This window comes from Pseudoduganella lurida, assembly GCF_007830455.1.
GTDB lineage: Bacteria > Pseudomonadota > Gammaproteobacteria > Burkholderiales > Burkholderiaceae_D > Rugamonas > Rugamonas lurida.
On the sequence record NZ_VLLB01000003.1, the window covers coordinates 81,987 to 105,943 of the forward strand.

General features: G+C 66.6%; 19 protein-coding genes. 11 read left to right on the forward strand and 8 right to left on the reverse strand.

Annotated elements, in window-relative coordinates; all coding sequences use genetic code 11:
* Positions 1-132: 132 nt before the first annotated feature.
* The 5 genes from IP91_RS09890 to IP91_RS09910 all read left to right on the forward strand — a co-directional run bounded on the left by IP91_RS09890 (position 133) and on the right by IP91_RS09910 (position 6,864).
* A complete protein-coding gene (locus tag IP91_RS09890) occupies positions 133-2,454 on the forward strand; it encodes an NADP-dependent malic enzyme (RefSeq protein ID WP_145648814.1) in 2,322 nt (773 codons plus the stop codon).
* A 180-nt stretch (positions 2,455-2,634) separates the two neighbouring features.
* Positions 2,635-3,678, forward strand: coding sequence for a GDP-mannose 4,6-dehydratase (gene gmd / locus IP91_RS09895; RefSeq protein ID WP_145648815.1), 1,044 nt, complete (start codon positions 2,635-2,637; stop codon positions 3,676-3,678).
* A gap of 1 nt (position 3,679) precedes the next feature.
* The gene (locus IP91_RS09900) at positions 3,680-4,594 is read left to right on the forward strand and encodes an NAD-dependent epimerase/dehydratase family protein (protein ID WP_145648816.1); all 915 of its coding nucleotides are present in this window, start codon (positions 3,680-3,682) and stop codon (positions 4,592-4,594) included.
* Positions 4,591-5,733 carry a glycosyltransferase family 4 protein gene (locus IP91_RS09905; protein WP_307724411.1) on the forward strand — a complete coding sequence of 381 codons (1,143 nt, stop codon included), beginning with the start codon at positions 4,591-4,593 and terminating at the stop codon, positions 5,731-5,733. The genes IP91_RS09900 and IP91_RS09905 overlap by 4 nt, the downstream gene beginning before the upstream one ends.
* A gap of 6 nt (positions 5,734-5,739) precedes the next feature.
* Positions 5,740-6,864 carry a glycosyltransferase family 4 protein gene (locus tag IP91_RS09910; RefSeq protein ID WP_145648817.1) on the forward strand — a complete coding sequence of 375 codons (1,125 nt, stop codon included), beginning with the start codon at positions 5,740-5,742 and terminating at the stop codon, positions 6,862-6,864.
* A 178-nt stretch (positions 6,865-7,042) separates the two neighbouring features.
* Here IP91_RS09910 and IP91_RS09915 read toward each other — a convergent pair whose 3' ends face one another.
* Together IP91_RS09915 and IP91_RS09920 are read right to left on the reverse strand one after the other, a co-directional pair.
* A complete protein-coding gene (locus IP91_RS09915) occupies positions 7,043-8,176 on the reverse strand; it encodes an HD domain-containing phosphohydrolase (protein WP_145648818.1) in 1,134 nt (377 codons plus the stop codon).
* Positions 8,173-11,559 (reverse strand): MHYT domain-containing protein, encoded by a 3,387-nt coding sequence (locus IP91_RS09920; protein ID WP_145648819.1) that lies wholly within the window; start codon positions 11,557-11,559, stop codon positions 8,173-8,175. Before IP91_RS09920 ends, IP91_RS09915 begins: the two co-directional genes overlap by 4 nt.
* A gap of 417 nt (positions 11,560-11,976) precedes the next feature.
* Here IP91_RS09920 and IP91_RS09925 point away from each other — a divergent pair, with 417 nt between their 5' ends.
* The 3 genes from IP91_RS09925 to IP91_RS09935 are packed head-to-tail and all read left to right on the forward strand — an operon-like array spanning position 11,977 to position 14,937.
* Complete coding sequence (locus IP91_RS09925) at positions 11,977-13,374, forward strand: MFS transporter (protein ID WP_145648820.1); 1,398 nt, start codon at positions 11,977-11,979, stop codon at positions 13,372-13,374.
* Positions 13,374-14,537, forward strand: coding sequence for an aldose epimerase family protein (locus IP91_RS09930; RefSeq protein ID WP_145648821.1), 1,164 nt, complete (start codon positions 13,374-13,376; stop codon positions 14,535-14,537). The genes IP91_RS09925 and IP91_RS09930 overlap by 1 nt, the downstream gene beginning before the upstream one ends.
* A gap of 16 nt (positions 14,538-14,553) precedes the next feature.
* Positions 14,554-14,937 carry a 5-carboxymethyl-2-hydroxymuconate Delta-isomerase gene (locus IP91_RS09935; protein WP_145648822.1) on the forward strand — a complete coding sequence of 128 codons (384 nt, stop codon included), beginning with the start codon at positions 14,554-14,556 and terminating at the stop codon, positions 14,935-14,937.
* 250 nt (positions 14,938-15,187) lie between these two features.
* Here the strand turns inward: IP91_RS09935 and IP91_RS09940 are convergent, their stop codons facing one another.
* From IP91_RS09940 to IP91_RS09955, 4 genes are all read right to left on the reverse strand, one after another.
* A complete protein-coding gene (locus IP91_RS09940; RefSeq protein WP_145648823.1) occupies positions 15,188-16,075 on the reverse strand; it encodes an SMP-30/gluconolactonase/LRE family protein in 888 nt (295 codons plus the stop codon).
* Positions 16,072-17,652: an aldehyde dehydrogenase (NADP(+)) gene (locus tag IP91_RS09945; protein ID WP_229474232.1), complete on the reverse strand. Its 1,581-nt coding sequence runs from the start codon at positions 17,650-17,652 to the stop codon at positions 16,072-16,074. The genes IP91_RS09940 and IP91_RS09945 overlap by 4 nt, the downstream gene beginning before the upstream one ends.
* Positions 17,653-17,662: 10 nt before the next feature.
* On the reverse strand, positions 17,663-18,574 hold the full coding sequence (gene kdgD / locus IP91_RS09950; protein WP_145648824.1) for a 5-dehydro-4-deoxyglucarate dehydratase: 912 nt from the start codon (positions 18,572-18,574) through the stop codon (positions 17,663-17,665).
* A gap of 177 nt (positions 18,575-18,751) precedes the next feature.
* Positions 18,752-19,480 (reverse strand): FadR/GntR family transcriptional regulator, encoded by a 729-nt coding sequence (locus tag IP91_RS09955; RefSeq protein ID WP_145648825.1) that lies wholly within the window; start codon positions 19,478-19,480, stop codon positions 18,752-18,754.
* A gap of 177 nt (positions 19,481-19,657) precedes the next feature.
* Here IP91_RS09955 and IP91_RS09960 point away from each other — a divergent pair, with 177 nt between their 5' ends.
* The 3 genes from IP91_RS09960 (at position 19,658) to IP91_RS09970 (ending at position 21,021) form a co-directional block, all read left to right on the forward strand.
* Positions 19,658-19,909, forward strand: a complete 252-nt coding sequence (locus IP91_RS09960; protein ID WP_145648826.1) for a hypothetical protein — start codon at positions 19,658-19,660, stop codon at positions 19,907-19,909.
* 121 nt (positions 19,910-20,030) lie between these two features.
* Entirely contained in the window at positions 20,031-20,396 is a 366-nt protein-coding gene (locus IP91_RS09965; protein WP_145648827.1) for a hypothetical protein, read from the forward strand.
* Positions 20,397-20,598: 202 nt separating this feature from the next.
* Positions 20,599-21,021 (forward strand): hypothetical protein, encoded by a 423-nt coding sequence (locus IP91_RS09970; RefSeq protein WP_145648828.1) that lies wholly within the window; start codon positions 20,599-20,601, stop codon positions 21,019-21,021.
* Positions 21,022-21,164: 143 nt separating this feature from the next.
* On the opposite strand, the gene IP91_RS09975 is transcribed toward IP91_RS09970, so the two are convergent.
* Together IP91_RS09975 and IP91_RS09980 are read right to left on the reverse strand one after the other, a co-directional pair.
* Positions 21,165-21,776 (reverse strand): response regulator transcription factor, encoded by a 612-nt coding sequence (locus tag IP91_RS09975; RefSeq protein WP_145648829.1) that lies wholly within the window; start codon positions 21,774-21,776, stop codon positions 21,165-21,167.
* On the reverse strand, positions 21,773-23,926 hold the full coding sequence (locus IP91_RS09980; protein WP_145648830.1) for a sensor histidine kinase: 2,154 nt from the start codon (positions 23,924-23,926) through the stop codon (positions 21,773-21,775). The genes IP91_RS09975 and IP91_RS09980 overlap by 4 nt, the downstream gene beginning before the upstream one ends.
* Positions 23,927-23,957 lie beyond the last annotated feature (31 nt).

A 23,957-nucleotide genomic window follows, 5' to 3' on the forward strand; every position in this document is an offset into this window, starting at 1 on the left:
CTTGATTACGTTCCGCTTTTGCATGGCGCGGCAGGAATGGCAACGCCTGTTGGTGAAAATACTAGCCGGGGGGCTTGACGCGGTCTGCTAAAATCGCGTGATTTTCAGACCGCACAGGAAGGCAGCACGGCAATGGATTCGTCCTCTGACAAGAAAGAACTACTCCGTCAACAACTGCGTCTGGCTGCGCTCGAGTACCACGAGTTCCCCCGGCCCGGCAAGATCAGCGTCACCCCGACCAAGCAGCTGATGAACCAGCGCGACCTGGCGCTGGCCTATTCGCCCGGCGTGGCTGCCCCCTGTGAAGAAATCGTCGTCGACCCGGCCGCCGCCTACAAGTACACGGCGCGCGGCAACCTCGTGGCCGTGATCTCGAACGGCACGGCCGTGCTGGGCCTGGGCAATATCGGCGCGCTGGCGTCGAAGCCCGTCATGGAAGGCAAGGGCGTGCTGTTCAAGAAGTTCGCCGGCATCGACGTGTTCGACATCGAGATCAACGAGCAGGATCCGGACAAGCTGATCGACATCATCGCCGCGCTGGAACCCACGTTCGGCGGCGTCAACCTGGAAGACATCAAGGCGCCCGAGTGCTTCTACATCGAGCGCGAGCTGCGCAAGCGCATGAAGATCCCCGTCTTCCACGATGACCAGCACGGCACCGCGATCATCGTCGGCGCGGCCATCCTGAACGGCATCTCGCTGGTCGGCAAGAACATCAAGGAATGCAAGCTGGTGGTCTCCGGCGCCGGCGCCGCGGCGCTGGCCTGCCTGGACCTGATCGTCGACCTGGGCTTCCCGATCGAGAACATCTTCGTCACCGACCTGGCCGGCGTGGTCTACCAGGGCCGCACCGAACTGATGGACCCGGACAAGGAACGCTTCGCCCGCGAGACCAATGCCCGCACGCTGGGCGAAGTGATCGCCGATGCCGACATCTTCCTGGGGCTGTCCGCCGGCGGCGTGCTGAAGCAGGACATGGTGCGCCAGATGGCGCCCCGGCCGATCATCCTGGCGCTGGCCAACCCGAATCCGGAAATCCTGCCGGAAGACGTGAAGGCCGTGCGCGACGACGCCGTCATCTGCACCGGCCGTTCGGACTACCCGAACCAGGTCAACAACGTGCTCTGCTTCCCGTACATCTTCCGCGGCGCGCTCGATTGCGGCGCCACCACGATCACGCGGGAAATGGAGATCGCCGTCGTCCACGCGATCGCCGAACTGGCGCATGCCGAGCAGTCGGACATCGTGGCCACCACCTACGGCTTCACCAACCTGTCGTTCGGTCCCGAGTACCTGATCCCGATGCCGTTCGACCCGCGCCTGCTGATGAAGATCGCGCCGGCCGTGGCGAAAGCGGCCGAGGACTCCGGCGTGGCCACGCGCCCGATCCAGAACCTGGAAGCCTACGCCGACAGCCTGCAGGAATTCGTCTACCGCAGCGGCACCTTCATGAAGCCGCTGTTCTCGGTGGCCAAGAAGGCCGCGCCGGAAATCAAGCGCATCGTCTATGCCGAAGGCGAAGAGGAACGCGTGCTGCGCGCCGTGCAGGTGGTGGTCGACGAACGCCTGGCCCGGCCGATCCTGGTGGGCCGTCCGGCCGTGCTGGAAACGCGCATCCAGAAGTTCGGCCTGCGCCTGAAGCTGGGCGTGGACTTCGACGTCATCAACCCGGACTACGACGACCGCTACCGCGACTACTGGACCAGCTACTACGAGCTCACCAGCCGCAAGGGCGTGACGCAGGAATGGGCCAAGCTGGAAATGCGCCGCCGCCACAGCCTGATCGGCGCCATGATGATCAAGAAGGGCGATGCGGACGGCATGATCTGCGGCACCTTCGGCACCACCCAGCTGCACCTGCACTACATCGACCAGGTGCTGGGCAAGCGCGCCGGCGCCAATGTGTATGCGGCGATGAACGTGCTGGTGCTGCCGGAGCGCCAACTGGTGATGGTCGACACGCATGTGAACGAGAACCCGACCGCCGACCAGCTGGCCGAGATCACCATCATGGCCGCCGAAGAGATGCGCCGCTTCGGCCTGTCGCCTTCGGCGGCGCTGCTGTCGCATTCGAACTTCGGCTCGGCCAACAACGAGTCGGCGCAGAAGATGCGCGCCGCGCTGGCGCTGATCCGCGAACGCGCGCCGGACCTGGAAGTCGATGGCGAGATGCACGGCGACACGGCACTCGATTCGAAGCTGCGCAAGAAGATCATGCCGGAATCGACGCTGGAGCGGAACGCCAACCTGCTGGTGATGCCGAACATCGAATCGGCCAACATCGCCTACAACCTGGTCAAGACGGCGGCCGGCAACGGCATCGCCATCGGCCCGATCCTGCTGGGCTGCGCGGCACCCGTGCACATCCTGACGCCATCGGCCACCGTGCGCCGCATCGTCAACATGACGGCGCTGTGCGTCGTCGATGCGGTGGCGCAGCAGCTGAAGAACTAGAGCCCAGCGCTCCAGCCGAAGGCCGCCGCGAGGCGGCCTTTTCACTTCCGGAGACCCGTCGATTATTGCCCTGTAACAATCTGTAAGTGATGTAAAACCGGCCATATCCGGGGCGGCGGGTGAAAAGCGCGTCTGTTACAATATTCGGCTCGTTATTAAAACTTTCATTCCTCGACCACTATGCAAAACAACAAACGCGCCCTGGTGACGGGCATCTCCGGACAAGACGGTGCCTACCTGGCGCAGCTGCTGCTCGAAAAGGGGTACGAAGTCACCGGCACGTTCCGCCGCACCAGCTCCGTGAATTTCTGGCGCATCGAGGAACTGGGCATCCAGGACCACCCGAACCTGAAGCTGGTCGAGCATGACCTGACGGATCTGTCGTCGTCGATCCGCCTGCTGCAGAACGGCCGGTTCGGCGAGATCTACAACCTGGCCGCGCAGAGTTTTGTTGGCGTGTCGTTCGAGCAGCCCGTCACGACGGCCGAGATCACCGGCATCGGCGCCGTCAACCTGTTGGAGGCGATCCGCATCGTCGATCCGAAGATCCGCTTCTACCAGGCGTCGACTTCCGAAATGTTCGGCAAGGTGCAGGCCATCCCGCAGAAGGAAGACACGCCGTTCTACCCGCGCAGCCCGTATGGCGTGGCGAAGCTGTACGCGCACTGGATGACGGTGAACTACCGCGAGTCGTACGGCATCTTCGGCTCCTCCGGCATCCTGTTCAACCACGAGTCGCCGCTGCGCGGCCGCGAATTCGTCACCCGCAAGATCACCGACTCCGTCGCCAAGATCAAGCTGGGCAAGCTGGACGTGCTCGAACTGGGCAACCTGGACGCGAAACGCGACTGGGGCTTCGCCAAGGAATACGTGGAAGGCATGTGGCGCATCCTGCAGGCGGACCAGCCGGACACCTACGTGCTGGCCACCAACCGCACCGAGACCGTGCGCGACTTCGTGACGATGGCGTTCAAGGCCGTCGACATCGCGATCGACTGGCAGGGCAGCGGCGAAGCGGAAACGGGCACCGACAAGGCCACGGGCAAAACGCTGGTGCGCATCAGCCCGAAATTCTACCGCCCCGCCGAAGTGGAACTGCTGATCGGCGACGCCACCAAGGCGCGCACGGAACTGGGCTGGGAACCGAAGACCACGCTGGAAGAGCTGTGCCAGATGATGGTCGAGGCCGACCTGCGCCGCAACACCGCCGGCTTCTCGTTCTGAGATGACGGACGCACTGCAGTTGCTGGCGACCGCGCACGAAGGCGAAGGCCGGCGCGCACTCGTGACCGGCATCGCCGGCTTCACGGGGCGCTATGTCGCGCAGGAGCTGCGGCTGGCCGGCTATGACGTGTCCGGCCTGGTCGATGCGGCCGGTGCTTCTGTGGACCTGACGGACCGCGCCGCCGTGGCCGCCGCCGTGGCGGCACTGCAGCCGGACGTGGTGGTGCACCTGGCCGCCATCGCGTTCGTGGCGCACGACGACATCGAGCGCATGTACCAGGTCAATGTGGTCGGCACGCGCAACCTGCTCGAGGCGCTGGCCGGGCTGGCGAAGAAGCCGTCCGCCGTGCTGCTGGCGTCGTCCGCGAACATCTACGGCAACGCCGACGTGGAAGTGATCCACGAAGACGTACCGGCCGCGCCCGCCAACGACTACGCCGTCAGCAAGCTGGCCATGGAATACATGGCGCGCCTGTGGATGGGCCGCCTGCCGCTCATCATCGCGCGGCCGTTCAACTACACGGGCGTGGGCCAGGCGGAGAATTTCCTGCTGCCGAAGATCGTTGCGCACTTCAGGCGGCGCGAGGCCCGCATCGAGCTGGGCAACCTGCACGTGTGGCGCGATTTCTCCGACGTGCGCGTGGTGGCCGCCAGCTACCGCCACCTGCTGGCAGCGCCGGCCGCGATCGGCCAGACCTTCAACATCAGCGCCGGCAAGGCCTATTCGCTGGGCGAGGCGATCGACCTGATGGACGGCATCGCCGGCTACCGCATCGACGTGCAGGTCAATCCCGCGTTCGTACGCGCCAATGAAGTGGTGCGCCTGACGGGCGACAACCGCCGCCTGCAGTCCGTGGTGGGCACGCTCGTGCCGCCGCCGCTCGAACAGACGCTGCGCTGGATGTACGAGGCGTGACAGTACAGGGTGTGATGCCTGCGCACGGGCCGACGGTCGGCCTTTCGGTCACCACGGCGGAACCCGGCCTCACCGGCGGGCATCTCGATGGCATCGGCGTGTACAGCAGTGCCCTGCTGCGCGAGCTGCCGCGTGCCGGCGTGGCCGTGCAGCCGTATTCGTACGGCCGGGCGCGGCAGCTGGGCGTGGGCCGCCCGATGCCCCATTCGTTCGCGCTGGCCACGGTGCGCGACCTGCTGCTGCCGGGCCGCGCGGCGATGGACGTGGACCTGTACCACGCCACCGACTACCGCATCGTGCGCATGAACCGGCCCGTCGTGGCCACCCTGCACGACGCGCTGCCGGTCGCCCATCCCGAGTGGTGCAATCCGCGCCTGCGCGGCCTGAAGAACTGGCTGCAGGCCGGCGCCGCCCGCAAGGCCGACCACGTGATCGCCCACACGCAGTTCACGATCGCCGAACTGGTGCAGTGCTTCGGCGTCGACGAGGCGCGCATCAGCGTGGTGCCGTGCGGCGTCGACGAAGCGTGGCTGGACGCGCCGGAAGCGGTGGAAGTGGCCGCCACGCTGGCCCGCCACGGCCTGCGCCGCGGCTACTTCCTCACCGTCGGCACGCTGCAGCCGCGCAAGAACATCGAACGGCTGCTGGCCGCCTACCTGGGGCTGCCGGCCGCCGTGCGGTCGCAGCGCCAGCTGGTGATCGTCGGCGCCGCCGGTGCGCGCAGCGCCGGCCTGGTGGCGCAGATCCGGGCGGCGCAGCAGCGCGGCGAGAACGTGGTCTGGCTCAACGAACTGACATCGGCCGAATCGCTGCGCCATGTGTATGCCGGCGCCGGCGTGTTCGTGTTCCCGTCGCTGTACGAAGGCTTCGGCATCCCGGTGGTGGAGGCGTTCGCTTCCGGCGTGCCGGTGGTGGTGTCGAACGCCACGTCGCTGCCGGAAGTGGCGGGCGGCGCGGCGCTGGAAGTCGATCCGCTGTCGGTCTCCGCCATCGGCGCGGCGATGCTGGAACTGGCGCGCGACGAGGCGCTGCGCGCCCGCCATATCGCCGCCGGCCGCGTGCGCGCGCTGGGGCTGACCTGGCGCGAGACGGCGCGGCGCACGGCGGCCGTCTACACCCAGGTTCTCGAAAAGGCATAGAAGGTCATGCGCGTCCTGCATTTCTACAAGACCTACTATCCCGATTCCTGGGGCGGCGTGGAGCAGGCCATCCGGCAGATCTGCGTGGGCACGGCGCGGCGCGGCATCCATAACGAGGTGCTCACGCTGACGCGGCAGGACGGCCCGGCGCGCATGGAGATCGATGGCGTGGTGGTGCACCGCGTGCGGCAGGATGTGGAGATCGCGTCGAACGCGATGTCGCTCCGCGCCATCGGCCGGCTGCGCGAACTGGCCCGCGAGGCGGACGTGGTGCATTACCATTTCCCGTGGCCGTTCGGCGACCTGGCGCACTTCCTGGCCGGCGTGAAGAAGCCGTCCGTGGTCACCTACCACTCGGACATCGTGCGGCAGAAAACCCTGCTCAAGCTGTACTCGCCGCTGATGCGCCGCTTCCTGGCCGATGTCGACGGCATCGTGGCCACGTCGCCGAACTACTTTGCCTCGTCCGATGTGCTCAAGCGCTATGGCGCAAAGGTGCGCGCGATTCCGTTCGGCCTGGATCGCACCACCTACCCGCAGCCCACGCCGGAACGGCTGGCCTACTGGCGCGAGCGGGCCGGCGAGCGCTTCTTCCTGTTCGTGGGCGTGCTGCGCTACTACAAGGGCCTGCACATCCTGCTCGACGCGATGGCGCAGCTGGACTATCCGGTCGTGATCGTCGGCGCGGGCCCCATCGAGAACGAGCTGAAGGAACACGCGCTGCGCCTGGGCCTGACGCACGTGCAGTTCGTGGGCGCGGTCGACGAGGCGGACAAGGTGGCGCTGCTGACGCTGTGCTACGCGATGGCGTTCCCGTCGCACCTGCGCTCCGAGGCGTTCGGCATCTCGCTGCTGGAGGGGGCGATGTTCGGCAAGCCGATGATCTCGAGCGAGATCGGCACGGGCACCACCTACATCAACGCCGATGGCGACACGGGCCTGGTGGTGCCGCCCAGCGATGCGGCGGCGTTCGGCAATGCGATGCGCACGCTGTGGGAAAACCCGCAGCTGGCGGCGGCCATGGGCGAGCGTGCCACGCACCGCTTCGAGGCGCTGTTCACGGCGGCGAAGATGGCCGAGGACTATGCCGCGCTGTACGCCGATATCGTGGAAAGTTCTGCGAAGCGCTGACTAGAAGTGAGAATCTTGAGATAGATCAAGGCTATTTGTTGATCTATCACTAACATTGGTGGGGAACTTCCTGCCGTCACCACGGTCTGCCACTTCCCGAACGTGCAGCGCAACAACGGGGTGGCGGCAGGGGTTCTCGCCGCAGCACGCCGCGGTGCAGCCGGGCACGACGGCGCCGTCAGGCCGCCTGCGCCACTGGCATTGCGGCCGTCTGTGCCGCGACGGGCGCTTTCGCTTCGCCTGCCTTTTCCTCGCCCGCTTTCATTTCGCCCGATTTCGTGTCGCCCACCTTCAGCTCGCTCTGCACCTCCGCCCATTTCTCCTTGATGGCGCAGATCGCCGGCAGCTGGGCGACGAACAGGTCCACCAGCCGCGGGTCGAACTGCACGCCGCGCTGCTTGACCAGCAGGTCTACCGCTTCCTGCACCGGCCAGGCCTTCTTGTACGGCCGCTCCGAGGTCAGCGCATCGAACACGTCGGCGATCGCGCAGATGCGGCCTTCGATCGGGATGTCCTCGCCGGCCAGGCCGTTCGGGTAGCCGCTGCCGTCCCACTTCTCGTGGTGGGACAGGGCGATATTGCGGGCCAGCGCCAGCATGCCGTGCGGGTGGTCGCCGATGATGTCGGCACCGATCGTGGCATGCGATTTCATGATCGTCCATTCGTCCGGATCGAGCGGTCCCGGTTTCTGCAGGATGCGGTCGGGGATGCCGATCTTGCCCACGTCGTGCATCGGCGCGGCGTGCAGCAGGTCGTCCGCCTGCGCCTCGCTCATGCCGGCGGCGATGCCCAGCAGGCGCGAATAATGGCTCATGCGGATCACGTGCATGCCCGTCTCGTTGTCCTTGTACTCGGCGGCCAGGCCGAGGCGCTGGACGATCTCCAGGCGGCTTTCCTTCAGCTCCTCCATGCGCACCAGCGACAGGTGGGTGCGCACGCGCGCGCGCACGATGGGCGGGCTGACGGGCTTGGTGATGTAGTCCACGCCGCCGGCATCGAAGCCGCGCAGCTCGTCGTCCGTGTCGGTCAGCGCCGTCACGAAGATCACCGGGATCGATGCCGTGCGCGGATCGCTCTTGAGGATCGCGCAGGCCTCGTGGCCCGTCATCCCCGGCATCATCACGTCCATCAGCACCAGGTTGGGACGCTCCTGGCGCGCCAGTTCCAGCGCGCGCGCGGCGTCCTTGGCAAACAGCAGGCGGTAGTGGTCCTGCAGGATCTGGCGCAGCAGCTGCAGGTTGGAGGCTTCGTCGTCGACGGCCAGGATCAGTGGTTTCTGCGCCTGGGGCGCGGCTGGGACTTGCGTGGTCATGTGGCGGATTCCATATCGTCGTTCGTGTGCGCGGCCAGCAGGGTCTCGAGAAGAGCGTCCAGGCGGGTTTCCGCGAGCGAGAAGTCGAAGTCGCCCAGCGCCATGTGCAGCGGCGCCAGCATGGCAGGGGCGACATGGCCCAGCAGCGATTGCGACAGGCGGGCGAGCGCATCGTCGTCGAGCGCGCCCCGCTTCAGCGATTGCCGCAAGGCCGAGGCGGAATCGTGTACCGCGGCCACGTCGAACGCGGCGGCGGGTGTTTCGGTATTGATGGCGTCGGGACGCGGGCAGGCGCGCGTGCGCACGTCGGCCAGCGCTTCGTCGAGCTGCGCAGCCAGTTCCTGCAGGGTGGCGCCCAGCGTGGTGTCGGGGCTGGCGGCGGCGCTGCGCCGTTCGATGTCGGCCAGCGTGACCACCAGCTGCTCGAAGCCCAGGTTGGCGGCCACGCCGCGCACGCGGTGCGCTTCGGCGTGCAGGCCGTCCAGGTCGCCGGCATCATGCAGGGCCGCCAGGCGCTGTGCGCAGGCGGCATGGTCGGCATCGAAGCGGCACAGGGCGATCTGGTGCTCCTCCTCGCTGCCGCCCCAGCGCTGCGCGCCGGCCTTGCGGTTCAGCACCAGCGGCTGCACCTGCGGCTGCGTGGTGGCGATGGCCCCCACCGGCTGCAGGCCCAGCACGCGGGCGATCTCGTGCGACAGCGCATACCAGTCGACCGGCTTAGAGGCGAAGCCGTCCATGCCGGCGGCCGTGCTGGCCTTGCGGTGCGCTTCCAGCACGCTGGCCGTCATGGCGATGATCGGCACGCGCGTGCGGCCCGCGTCGAGCGCCTCGGCACGGATGCGGCGCGTGGCGGCCAGGCCGTCCAGCACGGGCATCTGCACGTCCATCAGGATCACGTCGAAGTCCTGCGTGGCGGCCAGTTCGGCCGCGTGGGCGCCGTCGTGCGCCATCGTCAGCGTGTGGCCGCGCTTGGCCATCAGCAGCGCCAGCAGTTCCAGGTTCTGCGTCACGTCGTCCGCCGCCAGCACGCGCAGCGGCGGCAGTTCGCAGGCGATGCGCTGGCGCGGGCGCGGCATGTGCGCCAGGTGCGGTTCCAGTGCCGGCGTGTGCGGCAGCACCACGTGGAAAGTGGTGCCCTGGCCGGGCGTGCTCTCGGCCCAGATGCGGCCCTTCATCAGTTCCACCAGCTGCTTGCTGATGGTGGTGCCCAGGCCCGTGCCGCCGAAGCGGCGCGTCATCGAGGCATCGGCCTGCGTGAACGGTTCGAAGATGGCGGCCAGGCGGTCCGGCGCGATGCCGATGCCGGTGTCGCGCACGGCGATCGCCAGGTTCGGGCCGTCGACGGCCACGGACAGCGTGACGCTGCCGCTGGCGGTGAACTTGATGGCGTTGTCCAGCAGGTTGGTGAGCACCTGGCGCACGCGCAGCTCGTCGCCGTGCAGCCAGGGCGACATGCCGGGCGCGAAGCGGATGTTCAGCGCCAGGCCCTTGCTGCGCGCCGTGTTGTTATAGGTGGACGACAGTTCGTCGATCAGCGACAGCAGGCTGAAGTCGGCCAGTTCCAGTTCGACCGCGCCTTTTTCCAGCTTGGCCGTGTCGAGGATCTCGTTGAGCAGGCGCAGCAGGGCACGGCCGGCGTTGCGCACCGTGTCCAGGTGGCCCCGCTGTTCCGGCTTCAGGTCGCTGTCGAGCAGCACGTCGGTGAAGCCGAGGATGGAATTCATCGGCGTGCGGATCTCGTGGCTCATGTTGGCCACGAAGGTGGCGCGCGACGCGGCCGCCTGTTCGGCCTTTTCCTTGGCGTGGCGGAGGTCTTCCTCCATCTGGCGCCGCTCGGTGGTGTCGAGGATCACGCCGTCGAACCAGCGCGGCTTGCCGTCCTCGCCGCGCACCATCGTGCCGTGTTCCCATACCCAGCGCCAGGCACCGTCGGCATGGCGGATGCGGTATTCCACCGTGTAGGGCAGGCCGTTCTGGGCGCACAGGCGGCAGATCGCCTCCACGCGCGGCAGGTCGACGGGCGACACCAGCTCGTTCATCGTGCGGAAGCGGTCCGGTCCCACGAAATCGGCGACCGGATAGCCGGTGACCCATTCCACGCCGTCGCTGATGAAGTCGAGCGGGTAGTCGTTTTCCGCGCGGGCGCGGAACGAGATGCCGGGAATGCTGCTGATCAGCGAACGGAACTGCTCCTCGCTGTCGCGCAGCGCCTGCATGATCTGGCGCCGCTCGGAGATGTCGGTAATGAACAGCACGTACACATTGCGGTCGCTCAGCTGGGCGTGGCCCAGCGCCTTGCGGATCGGGACCTCGCTGCCGTCCTTGCGGCGGCCCATCACTTCCTCGCCGGCGCGCGCCAGCACGGTGTCGCCGGCGCGGATGCTGGCCAGCAGGCCGATGCGCTCCGATTCTTCCGGATCGGCCATCAGCATCTTGGCCGGCTGGCCGATGATCTCCTCGCGGGTCCAGCCGAAGATGCGCTCGGCCGAGGCGTTCACTTCCTGGATGATGCCGTCCTGGCCGATGGTCACGACGCCGTCCACGGTGGTGGTCATCAGCGCGCGCATCCAGCTCTCGCCCTGCAGCAGGCTGCGGTACATCTCGCGGTAGCGCACCAGGCCGTTGACGCCGACCACGGCGATCGTGAACAGCACGGCGATGGCGGTCACGGACAGTGCCAGGAAATCGGAATCGTCGCCCGTCGTCGCCGCCGGCGCATGGCCCACGAAGCGTGCCGCGGCCATGCCGGTGTAGTGCATGCCGGCGATGGCGCTGCCCATCACGATGGCGCTGATGGCGAGGCGCTGCTGGCTCGACAGTTTCTGGCGCAGGCCGCGCAGGCCGAAGCGCACGCCCAGCGCCACGGTCGCCAGCACGACGGCCACGATAATCGACAGCGCGAACATCAGCGGGTCGTAGCGCAGGTTCAGCGCGGTACGCAGCGCACCCATGCCGGCGTAGTGCATCATGCCGATGCCGGCGCCCACCAGCACGCCGCCGACGAGCAGCGTATTGCGGTTGAGCTTGTCACGGCGGGTGATCGACAGCGCCACGGCGGAAGCGGCCAGGCTGGGTGCCATCGACAGCAGCGTGATCGCAGGATCGTAATGGGTGTCCGTGCACAGGTCGAAGGCCAGCATGCCGATGAAGTGCATCGCCCACACGCCGGAGCCGAGCGCCAGGCTGCCCGCCACGAGGGTGGCCACGCGCAGGGTGCGGTTGGTGGCGGCGCGCTGCTGGCCTGCCAGCTGCAGGCCCATCCACGACGCGAAAATGGCCACGAGCACCGACAGTGCCACCAGTTTCGGATCGTGGGTACCGTATTGCAGCAGCGATGGATCCGCGGGCGGCGAGAACAGGTCGGTCAGCGCTTGAATGATCATGGTGTGGAGCGAATGGGGAGTCGACCGAACAGTAGCACATTTTCCGTGTGGCAATTCGATATAACTATCATTTTTACTGATTCAAGGCAGTTAACTGGCATGGCTGTACCTGTCGCGTTGTCGTACCGCGACAGCCTTTGGAAGCGGTAATTTGAATATTATCAATGGGTTGCAGAAGGAGAAAGAAAGTCTGTCACCGGCATGCCAGAAGCAGGAAGGACCGTCACGTTCCGGCGGCGCGGGGTGCCGCGACCGGGTGCCAGGAAAGGGGAGCGGAGGACCGTCAAGGCGACCGATTATCGCTTGCTTAACGATGTGTTAGGTTGTACGATGACATACAACTTTGGCCGCAGGCCGGGTGCAGCTGATCTCGCCGGAGACCGAGAGATCAAACGATAACCAAACCTAAGTGATTCCATGAAGCTGAACGAGCCTGTTAGCCAGCAGGGTGCTGGCCAGCGCGCCGTGGCCCCTGCCGGTAAATACCGCTGGACCATCTGCGCGCTGCTGTTCTTTGCCACCACCGTCAACTATCTCGACCGCCAGGTGCTCTCGCTGCTGGCGCCGCAGCTCTCGAAGGAATTCAACTGGTCCAATTCGGACTACGCCAACATCACCGCCGCGTTCCAGTTCGTCTATGCGCTGGCGATGATCTTTGCCGGCCCGATCGTCGACAAGCTGGGCACCAAGAAGGCATACATGTGGGCCATCGCCATCTGGTCCGGCGGCGCGATCCTGCACGCGTACTCGGTCCCGATGGGCAATGCGGTCGGTTCCGCGATGGGCGCGCTGGGCATGGTGGCGGCACCGGCCTCGATCATTGGCTTCATCATCTCGCGCGCCGTGCTGGCGATCGGCGAGGCGGGCAACTTCCCTGCCGCGATCAAGGCCACCGCCGAATTCTTCCCGAAGAAGGAACGCGCGTTCGCCACCGGCATCTTCAATTCCGGCGCCAACGTGGGCGCCATCCTGGCACCGCTGACGGTGCCGGTGATCGCCATCTACTGGGGCTGGCAGGCGGCCTTCATCGCCATCGGCGTGATCGGCTTCGTCTGGATGATCCTGTGGCAGATCATGTTCGACACGCCGGAGAAGAAGCTGTCGCCGGAAGAGCTGGCGTATGTGCGCAGCGATGCGGGCAGCACCGTGTCGTCGCTGCCGGCCGGCACCAAGGTGTCGTGGTTCAAGCTGCTGACCTACCGCCAGACCTGGGCCTTTGCCGCCGGCAAGTTCCTGACGGATGGCGTGTGGTGGTTCTTCCTGTTCTGGCTGCCGAAATACCTGGCCTCCGAATACCAGATGGGCCCGGCGGACATCGTGCTGCCGCTGGCCGTGCTGTACAGCATGACGATGTTCGGCAGTATCGGCGGCGGCTACTTCCCCGCCTACTTCATGAACCGCGGCTACGCGCCGTATGACGGCCGCATGCGGGCGATGTTCGTGATCGCGCTGTTCCCGCTGGTGGTGCTGGCCGCGCAGCCGCTGGGCTCGATCAGCCACTGGCTGCCCGTCATCCTGATCGGCATCGGCGCCTCGGCGCACCAGGCCTGGTCGGCCAACCTGTTCACCACCGTCTCCGACATGTTCCCGCAACGCAGCGTCGCTTCCATCGTCGGCATCGGCGGCATGGCCGGCGGCATCGGCGGCGTGGTGATGTCGAAACTGGGCGGCTACCTGTTCGACTACTACGGCGCGCTGGGCAAACTCTCCACCGGCTACACGATCATGTTCACGATCTGCGCGGTGGCCTACCTGCTCGCCTGGTTCATCATGAAGGCGCTGGTACCGCAGCACAAGGAAATCACGGACCTCTGATGCGTTCATCCATCACGATGGCGGCGCTGGCGGCAGTTCTTGCCGGCGCCGCGACGGAAGGGGGCTGCACCGGCATCGCCGTGCGGCCCCTTGGCACATTGGCGTCCGGCCAGGCGGTCGAAGGCGTCACCTTGACGAACGACCGCGGCATGACGCTGTCCTATATGGACTACGGCGCCACCATCACCGGCGCCACGGTTGCCGACCGCAACGGCCGGCGCGACAACGTGATGCTGCACCTGCCCGACCTGGCGGCCTACGAGCGCTCGAAAACCAAGTATGCCGCCGTGATCGGCCGGTATGCGGGCCGCATCGGCAACGCGCGCTATACGCTCGATGGCAAGACGGTCGAACTGATCCCGAATGCCAAGGGGCTCACCATCCATGGCGGGCCGGACGGCTACGAGAAGCGCGTCTGGCAGCGCCGCGACTTCACCGACAAGGCGTCCCTCGGTTCCGTGTACACGCTGGTGAGCCCGGACGGCGACCAGCGCTTCCCCGGCACGGTGACGATCGAAGTCACCTACCGCCTGCAGCGCGCGAGCGACGAGTTCTCGATGGAATACGCGGTGCGCACGGATGCGCCGACGGTCGTCAACCTGACCAACCACGGCTACTTCAACCTGTCCGGCGCCGGCAGCGGCGGCCTGGCGTCGCACCGCTTCTGCATCGCCGCCAGCCGCTATGCCGTGACGGACGAGAACCGCGTGCCGACCGGCGCGCTGGCACCGGTTGCCGGCACGGTGCTGGACCTGCGCCGGCCCACGGTCATTGCACCGCTGCTGACGCGGCCGTCGCCCCTGCTGGGCGATCCGCCCGGGTTCGATCACAGCTATCTGTTCGACCAGCCGGGCAGCCGTGTGGCCGTGATCGACGACAGCGTGAGTGGCCGCCGGCTGGAAATCGTCAGCAGCGCACCGTCCGCCCAGTTCTACACGGGCAATGGCTTCAATGGCAGCGAGCGGGGCACGAGCGGCAAGCCGTACGACAAATACGACGGCTTCGCATTCGAGACGCAGTACCTGCCGGACAGCCCGAACCATCCGGATTTTCCCAGCACCGCCGTCTATCCGGGGCAGGTGCAGCGCACGATGACGTCGTTCCGCTTCTCCACCGTGCCGCGCGACGGCAGCGGCGGGGCTTGCATGCCGTCCGTGCGCTGATTTTTACCAGGACACCATGCCGCACCTGAAGATCGACTACACCGTCAACCTCGACGCCCACCTCGACGTGCCGGCCCTGTGCACCGCGCTGTGCGCCACGCTGACCGGCTACCGGGACGACACGGGCAAGAATGTCTTCCCGCTGCTCGGCACGCGCGTGCTGGCTGCCCCGGCACCGTACTTTGCCGTGGCGGACGGCGCCCCCGACCGCGCCTTCGTCTACCTGAACCTGCGCCTCACGCCCGGCCGCCCGCAGGCGCTGCTCGATGCCATCGGCGCCGCCCTGCTGGCCGAGGTCGAGCGCCACCTGGCGCCCATCACCACCCTGCGTTCGATCCGCGCCACGCTGCACTTCGACGAAACTCCGCCTTCATACGAAGGGAAGTGGGCCTCGGCATAAGCCACTACTGCCGAGTTCGTGTCCACCATGGGGTCAGACCCCGACACGGACACGAGCTCATCTTTGCAGGACGTTGCACGCGATGAAGGCCGGTCGAATTTGCCTGGGTGAGTATCTGAAGCGTTGAATCACAGCTCAGCTCGTGTCTCTGTCGGGGTCAGACCCCAAGGTGGACACGGGCTGGACAGTAGGGACGATAAAAAGCCCGTGGCCACTTGCGTGGGCACGGGCTTTTGCCGTCAGGAGGCGATCAGAACGCGCAGGGGGTATCCGGCAGGCCCTGCACGCCGGGGCGCAGCGTGACGACGGTGCCGCCCCATTCGGCGTCTTCCGGCTTGCCGGAGACGATCGACGTGACCAGCAGCGTCTTCAGGTCGGCGCCGCCGAACGTCATCATCGACGGCTTGGCGAACGGCAGCTCGATCTGCATGTCCAGCTCCCCCCGCGGCGTGAAGCGCAGCAGGCAGCCGGCGTCGTTGGCGGCGGACCAGTAGCAGCCGTCCGCATCGACGACGGCACCGTCCGGGCGCCCCACGTGCTCGGCCAGGTTGGCGAACACGCGGCGGTTGCTCGGCGTGCCGGTCGCGATGTCGTAATCGAAGGCCCACACGAGGCGGCTCTTCGGATGCGAATCGGACAGGTACATCGTGCGTCCATCCGGCGACCACGACAGCCCGTTCTGCGTGAACAGACCGGCCACCAGCGGCTGCGACAGGCCCCGTTCATCGTAGCGGTACAGCTGCCCGATGTCCTTCCCGGCACTCATGTCCATGAACATGGTGCCGCTCCAGAAGCGGCCCTGGCGGTCGGTGCGGCCATCGTTGAAGCGCATGCCTTCGCCGAGGTCCGCGGGCTTGCCCACCAGCGTCGTTTTGACCGTGCCGTTGTCGATCAGGTCGACATCGTACATGCCCGTTTCCATGCCGGCGATCAGGCCGCCACGTGCGCGCGGGGCGACGCAGCCGGCCATCTCGGGCAGGTCCCAGGAACGTGGGCTGCCGGGTTCCCCCAGCCGCCAGACTTTTTTCGCGGGAATGTCGGACCAGTGCCAGGCACCGGCAGTCGCGTCCCACGATGGGCTTTCGCCCACCGTGCAACGCACGCCGTCGATCCGGGTGACCGACGGACGGGACTTCACTTCAGCACCAGCTCGCCGTCGACGACGCGCGGGATGCCCAGCGAGTTCGCGCCATCCAGTGCGGCCGGCAGCAGCTCGGCCGGCACGTCCTGGTACGACACCGGCCGCAGGAAGCGGTCGATCGCGGAGGCGCCCACCGAGGTGGAGCGGCTGTCGGACGTGGACGGGAACGGACCGCCGTGCACCATCGCGTACGACACTTCCACGCCGGTACCGAAGCCGTTGAACAGGATGCGGCCGGCCTTGCGTTCCAGCGTCGGCAGCAGCTTCTTCGCGATGGCGATGTCGGCACCGGTGGCGTGCACGGCGGCGGTCAGCTGACCTTCGACGTGTTCGGCCACTGCGACCAGCTCGGCTTCATCCTTCACGCGGATCAGCAGGGACGTCGGGCCAAAGATCTCGCCTTCCAGTTCCGGCTTGGCCAGGAAGTGTTCGCCCGACGTTTCGTACAGGCCGGCAACGGCGCCGCACGGCACTTCGCTCGTCTTGCCCAGACCGACGACCTTGACGCCTTCGATGCCGGCCAGTTGTGCCACGCCCTTGTTGTAGGCGGAGTGGATGCCTGGCGTCAGCATCGTGGCGGCACCCTTGGCGGCCAGGGCCACTTTGGTACCTTCCAGGAACTTGTCCAGCGCTGGCGAATCCAGGGCGATCAGCAGGCCCGGGTTCGTGCAGAACTGGCCGGCGCCCAGGGTCAGCGAATCGGCGAACTGCTGCGGCAGTTTTTCGTTGGCTTCCAGCGCGCCCGGGAGGATGAACACCGGGTTGATCGAGCTCATTTCCGCATACACGGGAATCGGCTCTTCACGGGCGGCAGCCGTCTTCATCAGTGCCACGCCGCCGGCGCGGGAGCCGGTGAAGCCCACGGCCTTGATGTGCGGATGGCTCACCAGGTTCTGGCCGATGGTCTGGCCGGAGCCGATCAGCATCGAGAACACGCCTTCCGGCATGTTGCACTCGATGGCGGCCTGCTGCACGGCTTTCGCCACCAGCTCGGACGTGCCCAGGTGGGCCGAGTGCGCCTTCACGATGACCGGGCAGCCTGCCGCCAGTGCCGAGGCGGTGTCGCCACCGGCCACGGAGAACGCCAGCGGGAAGTTGCTGGCGCCGAACACGGCGACGGGACCCAGGCCGATCTTGCGCAGGCGGATGTCCGGACGGGGGGCCGGTGCGCGGTCGGGCAGGGCCGAATCCAGCGTGGCCGACAGGTAACGGCCTTCACGGACCACCTTGGCGAACAGACGCAGCTGATTGCAGGTGCGGCCACGCTCGCCTTCCAGGCGGGCCTGCGGCAGACCCGATTCCTGCATCGCACGCTCGACCAGGGCCGGGCCCAGGTCCATGATGCGGTCGGCGATCGTTTCCAGGAACTTGGCACGCACGTCCGGCGTCGTTTCGCGGTACGTGTCGAACGCTTCCCAGGCCAGCTTGGCAGCCAGGTCCAGTTCGGCTTGCGAGGCCAGGCCGAAGGCCGGTTCGATCTGCTCGTTACGCGACGGATCGATGGCCTTGACGGAGCCTTCCTTGCCGCTCACGGTCGAGCGGCCAATGATCATTTCACCCTTAATCTGCTGCATGTATTCTCCTTTACTGCGGGCCTTGGGCCTGCATCAGTTTTTCCAGCATCGCGTATTCTTCCTCGTCCAGGTCGGTCAGCGGTGCGCGCACCGGACCGGCGTCGTAGCCGGCAATCTTTGCGCCGGCCTTGACGATCGACACTGCATAGCCATGCTTGCGGTTGCGGATGGCCAGGTAAGGCAGGAAGAACTCGTCGATCAGGCGGTTCTGGGTCACGCTGTCGTTGTTGGCGATTGCGTGGTAGAAGTCCATCGCCAGCTTCGGCACGAAGTTGAAGACAGCGGACGAGTATACAGGGACTCCGAGCGCTTTGTACGCAGCGGCGTAAATCTCCGCCGTCGGCAGGCCGCCCAGGTAGCTGAAACGGTCGCCCAGGCGACGCCAGATCGACATCATCAGTTCGATGTCGCCGATGCCGTCCTTGAAGCCGATCAGGTTCGGGTTGCGGTCGGCCAGCTTTTCCAGCGAGTCGGCCGTCAGGCGGCAGCCGCCACGGTTGTACACGACGACGCCGAAATCGACGGATTTGCAGACCTCTTCCACGTGACGGATCAGGCCGTCCTGCGATGCTTCGGTCAGGTAGTGCGGCAGCAGCAGGATGCCTTCTGCGCCGGCCTTTTCAGCTTCCTGGGCGTAGGCGATGGCCTGACGGGTCGGGCCGCCGGCACCGGCCAGGATCGGCACCACGCCGCGGCAGGTGTCCACGGCGGTCTTGATGATTTCCGGGTATTCCTGCGGGGTCAGCGAGAAGAACTCCCCCGTGCCGCCGGCTGCGAACAGGGCCGTTGCGCCATACGGTGCCAGCCATTCCAGGCGCTTTTCGTAGCCCTGCTTGTTGAAGTCGCCATTCTGGTCGAAGTCGGTAACAGGGAACGACAGCAGGCCGTGGTTCAGGATTTTTTGGAGTTCCAAAGGTTGCATGTGTCTTCTCGCTTCTTTCTCAAGTTGAACTACAGGTAAGGTTGAGGATGGCTGGCCATCGTTGTATGACATCGTACAACTATAACGTCAGCGGGGCAAGCACTTTGGTCGCTACCGGCAACGTTGCCTCGAAAATGGGGACAGACCCCATTTTTCAGGCAACATTCGCCGCGTTCATTAGTCGTGGGTACGCTCTTCCTGCGCCTTGCGCAGCCGTTCGCGGCTGTTGGAGAGGTGCGTGCGCATCGCGGCGCGGGCGCCTTCCGGATCCTGCCGCTCGATGGCGTGGAAGATGTCCTCGTGCTCGCGGTTCACGCGCTGCAGGTAGGCGGAGGGTTCGTCATGTGCCAGCTGCGCCGAGTTGAGACGGGCGCGGGGAATGATCGTGGTGCCCAGGTGGGTGAGGATGTCGGTGAAGTAGCGGTTGCCGGTCGACTGGGCGATCAGCATGTGGAACTGCATGTCCGCCTCGATCGAGCCGCCGTTCAGGATGCGCTGCAGCGCCTCGCCCATGTCGCGCGCCTGCTGTTCGGTGCGGCGCGCGGCGGCCAGCCAGGCCGCTTCCGTCTCCAGGCTGATGCGCAGTTCCAGGATGGCCAGCACGTCTTCGATGGTGCGGATCGTGTCGGCAGAGATCAGCAGGCCGGGCGCCGGCGGTTCCAGCACGAAGGTGCCGATGCCATGGCGCGTCTCGACCAGCGCGGCAGCCTGCAGGTGCGAGATGGCTTCTCGTACCACGGTGCGGCTGACGCCGTGCAGGGCCATGATCACGGATTCCGTGGGCAGCTTTTCCCCCGGCTTGAGCACGCCCTCGCGGATGCTCGCGCCGATGCTCTCGACCACGCCCTGGGCGAGATTGCGGTAGCGTTTCTTTGGCGCGGCAGGGGTGGCGGTGGTATCGGTCATGCTCGTCGGATCCTCAATAAGTGCCGATTATACCAGCAGCCAGTAGGGCTATTGCCAGTTGTATGATGACCGTGGCCATTCCTGTGGTTGTTTGAAAGTTACAATTTCGGCAAGCGATATATTCATGCCAGCACGGCGGTGCTAAGCTTGGCGGCTCAATCCACACGGGGGAAACCGATGAAACATGCCGTCGCCGCTGTTATTGCCGCCATTGCTGCCTGTCTGCTGTCCGCCTGCGCTGCGCCCCAGGAAGGCGACCAGGTCAATACCTTCAATGAGCAGGATGTGTACACGCCGACCGGCAGCAATATCCCCCGCAAGACGGTCGACAAGGATGGCAAGCGCATCGTGCTGTCAAAAGGCGATGCCCAGAAGATGCTGCAGGACATCCAGCAGATGAACAACGGCCTGGGTTCGAACCAGAAATAATTCCGCGTAAGCACCGCGTCGTCCTGCACAACGCGGGCTTGCTACACTTGCAATGAAAAAGCATTCCGCCTGATCGTCCCTGATATACTGTATAAAAACACAGTTATTTCCAGGCGGTATCATGAGAATCAAGATGGTCAAATTGCGCATGGGCGGCATCTCGTTGCCCAGTCGCGTGCTCGGCGACCGGGCCGCGCCCCGCTTCGGCGACCTGCGCATCCTCGACACGGACGACCAGGGGCTGCGCCGCCCCGTCAAGCTGGCGCGCCTGATGGAACACAACACCCAGATGATCCGCGAAACGCTGATCGATCCGCGCATCCTGTGGTGCGGCGACAACCGTTTCACGCTGACGGGCTTCGAGCGTGTGCGCAACCGCCACGATGAAGTGGTGGAGTACGCCCAGTCCTGGCTGTGCGAGATCGATACCAGCCCGCCCGAGCCCTCCCGCGACACCCTGCGCGCGGCGCCCTACAAGGACCGCTGAGGAAGTTCTGCCATCCCGCGGCGGGTAACCCGCCGCGTTTGGTTCCCCGTCCGGACAGCGCCCTTGAGAAAGCTCAGCACTTCCTGCATGACCGCCGCATGCGACATTAGCATTTGCTAAATTGACCGCATGGCCCTGGCACCTGCCGGGCCGCAGAGGCAACGGCAACCCGGCAGGGCCGGCTTCAACTGCGGAGGCGCACATGACACCCGAAGCGGCATCCACCATCATCGAGCAACTGGCGCTGGGCATCGATCCGCGCACCGGCGCGGCGCTGCCGGGCGGGGACGCGTGTACCGCGCCGGAAATCATCCGCGCCCTGTTCGTGGCACGGCAGGCGCTGCTGGGCCGGGTGCCGGGCGAGACCGCTGGCGCGCGGCGTGGGCCCGTGATCCGCAACGGCGTCGTGCTGGCCAATGTGGGCAAGCGCTGGTCGGCCGAGGATGGCGACACATTGATGGAACTGTTCGCGGCCGGCACACCGATCCGCGACATCGGCATGCGGCTGGGCCGTACGGATTCCGGCATCATTTCACGGCTCGTGCTGGCCGGCGCGCTGCCGGACCGCGACACGGGCTACGGGCTGCTACGGGGCGCCCGTGAATCGTCGCAGCAGCTCGCGTGAACGGCTGCCAGGGGCATGACGCCGGCCGGGCGATCCACCGCCATGCCTTCAAGCGGTCGCCATGTCGTCGGTCTGCCGCCATGCCTTCACTCGGCCGCCATGTATTCAGTCTGCCGCCATGCCTTCAGCCTGCCGCCATGCCTTCAGTCTTCCGCATAGCCGAGCCAGGGATGCGCGGCCAGCCAGCGCCCCAGCTCGTTGTCGTTGGCGCACTGCAGCTTGCTGAAGATATTGGCGCGGTGGGTTTCGACGGAGCGGGGCCCGCAGGGCGGCACCAGCAGGCGGGCGATTTCCTTGTTGGGCTGCCCGAGGCCGACGAGGCGGGCGACTTCCCGTTCGCGCGGCGTGAGCTCGTCCCACTGGCGCAGCGCCTGGCTGCGGGCGCGCGCCTCGCCGATGGCGGCCGGTAGTTTGTCGAGCAGCTGCTGCGTGTCCGGCTTGGTGACCCAGTCGTGGGCGCCGCGCCGTACCGCCTCGAGCGCGGTGGGAATATCGCCATGGCCGGAAAGGAAGATCGTCACCAGCGGACTGTGCGCGGCGCGCAGGCGTTCGAACACCGTCAGGCCGCTGATGCCGCCCATGCGCAGGTCGAGGATCACGCAACCTGGCTGGCGCATGTCGACGGCGTCGAGGAACGCTTCGCCCGAATCGAAGGCCTGCACGGCCAGCCCCTGCGAGAACAGCAGCAGGAGCATCGAGCGGCGCAGGGCCTCGTCGTCATCGACGACATACAGGGTGAGGGGAATGTCTTTCATGGGGCGCTGGTTGACATGGGGGCCGGAACGACCGGCAGCGTGAAGGAGAAAACGGCGCCGCCATCGGGCCGGTTGGCCACGGCCATGGCGCCGCCATGCGCTTCGATGATGGTACGGCAGATGTTCAGGCCGAGTCCCAGGCCGTCCGGCTTGGTGGTGAAGAACGGGGCGAATACCTGGTCGAGCTGGTCGGCCGGAATGCCCGGGCCCTGGTCGCCGACGGCAATGCGAATGCCATGCGCATCGCGCTCGCCGCCGAGGTCGATGGTGCGGCGGTGCCGCGGCTGGTCCTGCATGGCATGGAGGGCATTATGGATGAGGTTGACGAGCACCTGTTCGAGCAGCACCTTGTCGCCGCGCACCTGCACGGTGGCGTCCGGCAGGGCGAGCCGCAGCGTGACGCCGTGGCGGTCCAGCTCCGGCCTGAGCAGAGCCTGCGCATGGGTGATCACGCCGTCGATGGCAAAGTTTTCGTGGTCGGCGCGCTGCGGGTTGATCATGGCGCGCACGCGCCGCACGATGGCGCTGGCACGCTGCGCCTGCTCCACGATGTCGTCCAGCGCGCCGGTCAGCATCGCCGGTACGCCGCGCGCCACCAGCGCCCGGGCTGCGATCGCGAAGTTGGAGAGCGCCATCAGTGGCTGGTTGAGTTCATGGGCCAGCGTGGAGGCCATCTCGCCGGCGCTGGCCAGGCGCGCGCTGCGCTGCAGGCGCAGTTCCTGGTCGCGCTGACGCGCCTCGGCCTGCTTCTGGGCCGTGATGTCCACGACCGAACTCATCCAGCCGCGATGGACGCCCCCGGCATCGATCAGCGGCGCCGTGTAGACCATCGTGATCACGTCATGCCCGTCCTTGTGGCGGATGCGCGACTCGAAGCCGTGCGGCGCCGCGCGTCCCTGCAGCGCCTCGGCGCTCTCTCTCGCCTGCTTCTCCAGGTCGTCCGGATGCCAGTACGGATAAGGGGGCCGGCAGCCCAGCAATTCCTCGCGGCTGTAGCCGACCATCGCGCACAGGGCCGGATTCACGTAGATGATGCGGCCTTCCGGATCGCGCGCGCGCATGCCGACGAGCAGCGATTCCTCCATCGCCTGGCGGAACGCATGCGCCTCCTGCAGGTCGCGGGTGCGCTCCTCCACGCGCCGCTCCAGCTCGAGCCGCGCCGACTGCTGCTCCGCATAGCGCCGCTCGCGCAGCCGCCAGTACAGCACGCCCAGCAGCAGCAGGGCGGCGGCCAGCGTGGCGAGCGCCAGGGCCAGTCGCCGCGCCTGGCGCACTTCGCGCATGTCTTCCGTCACCGTCAGGGTCCAGCCCAGTTCCGGCAGCCGCGTGTCGAGGGCCAGCAGGTCCCTGTCGCGGCCCTGCACGGCGGTGCGCAGGAAGAAGCCGGGCGTGGCATCGTTCGCCTCCATCTTCCAGGGCAGGGGCGGGAAACGGTCCCGCTTGCCGTACTGGGCGTGTTCCGTCACCCAGGTGAGGTCCGCCGCGGAAACCGGCGCAACGCTGCGGTAGAGCCAGTCCGGCACGGCGCTCAGGAAGACGATGCCGCGGCTGTCGCGCAAGGCAACGGGATTGGCACCGCGCATCCACGTGGCCTCCAGCGCCGCGAGGCTGATCTTCACGACCATCACGCCCAGCACCCGGCCGGCCACTCGTACCGGTTCGGCGATGAACAGGCCGGACTGGCCGGTCGTCAATCCCAGCCCGTAGAAGATGCCGCGGCGGCCTTCGATGGCATCCTCGAAATAGGGACGCTGGCGGTACGACTGGCCCACGAAGCTGGACGGCAGGTTCCAGTTGCTGGCGGCCAGGGTCAGGCCCGCATCGTCGATCAGGAACAGCGCCGCCGCGCCGGTGGTCTTCTGCAGGTCGGCGAAGTAGCCGTTGACGCGTGCACGCAGGGCCGCGTCGCCGGGCGCGCGCAGCAGGTCCTGCACATCCGGATGGCGCGCCGCCGCGTGGGGCAGGAAATCGTGCTTCTCCACCAGCCCGCGCAGGCCCAGCACGTGCGCCGCCGTGGCCTGCCGCAGCGCTTCCATCTTGGTCTGCAGCTCGCGCTCCTCGGCCCAGTTCCCCGACACGAACACGAGCACCAGCACGCCGGCCAGCAGCAGCAGTCGGCGCCAGTGCAGTGGATTGAACAGGGATGCCATGGAAAATGCGTCGGCCAAATCCCCAACGATA

Coding starts and splice junctions, on each gene's coding strand:
- IP91_RS09890 (WP_145648814.1), top strand. CDS start 133: ATGGATTCGTCCTCTGACAAGAAAGAACTACTCCGTCAACAACTGCGT.
- gmd (WP_145648815.1), top strand. CDS start 2,635: ATGCAAAACAACAAACGCGCCCTGGTGACGGGCATCTCCGGACAAGAC.
- IP91_RS09900 (WP_145648816.1), top strand. CDS start 3,680: ATGACGGACGCACTGCAGTTGCTGGCGACCGCGCACGAAGGCGAAGGC.
- IP91_RS09910 (WP_145648817.1), top strand. CDS start 5,740: ATGCGCGTCCTGCATTTCTACAAGACCTACTATCCCGATTCCTGGGGC.
- IP91_RS09915 (WP_145648818.1), bottom strand. CDS start 8,176: ATGACCACGCAAGTCCCAGCCGCGCCCCAGGCGCAGAAACCACTGATC.
- IP91_RS09920 (WP_145648819.1), bottom strand. CDS start 11,559: ATGATCATTCAAGCGCTGACCGACCTGTTCTCGCCGCCCGCGGATCCA.
- IP91_RS09925 (WP_145648820.1), top strand. CDS start 11,977: ATGAAGCTGAACGAGCCTGTTAGCCAGCAGGGTGCTGGCCAGCGCGCC.
- IP91_RS09930 (WP_145648821.1), top strand. CDS start 13,374: ATGCGTTCATCCATCACGATGGCGGCGCTGGCGGCAGTTCTTGCCGGC.
- IP91_RS09935 (WP_145648822.1), top strand. CDS start 14,554: ATGCCGCACCTGAAGATCGACTACACCGTCAACCTCGACGCCCACCTC.
- IP91_RS09945 (WP_229474232.1), bottom strand. CDS start 17,652: ATGCAGCAGATTAAGGGTGAAATGATCATTGGCCGCTCGACCGTGAGC.
- kdgD (WP_145648824.1), bottom strand. CDS start 18,574: ATGCAACCTTTGGAACTCCAAAAAATCCTGAACCACGGCCTGCTGTCG.
- IP91_RS09955 (WP_145648825.1), bottom strand. CDS start 19,480: ATGACCGATACCACCGCCACCCCTGCCGCGCCAAAGAAACGCTACCGC.
- IP91_RS09960 (WP_145648826.1), top strand. CDS start 19,658: ATGAAACATGCCGTCGCCGCTGTTATTGCCGCCATTGCTGCCTGTCTG.
- IP91_RS09965 (WP_145648827.1), top strand. CDS start 20,031: ATGAGAATCAAGATGGTCAAATTGCGCATGGGCGGCATCTCGTTGCCC.
- IP91_RS09970 (WP_145648828.1), top strand. CDS start 20,599: ATGACACCCGAAGCGGCATCCACCATCATCGAGCAACTGGCGCTGGGC.
- IP91_RS09975 (WP_145648829.1), bottom strand. CDS start 21,776: ATGAAAGACATTCCCCTCACCCTGTATGTCGTCGATGACGACGAGGCC.
- IP91_RS09980 (WP_145648830.1), bottom strand. CDS start 23,926: ATGGCATCCCTGTTCAATCCACTGCACTGGCGCCGACTGCTGCTGCTG.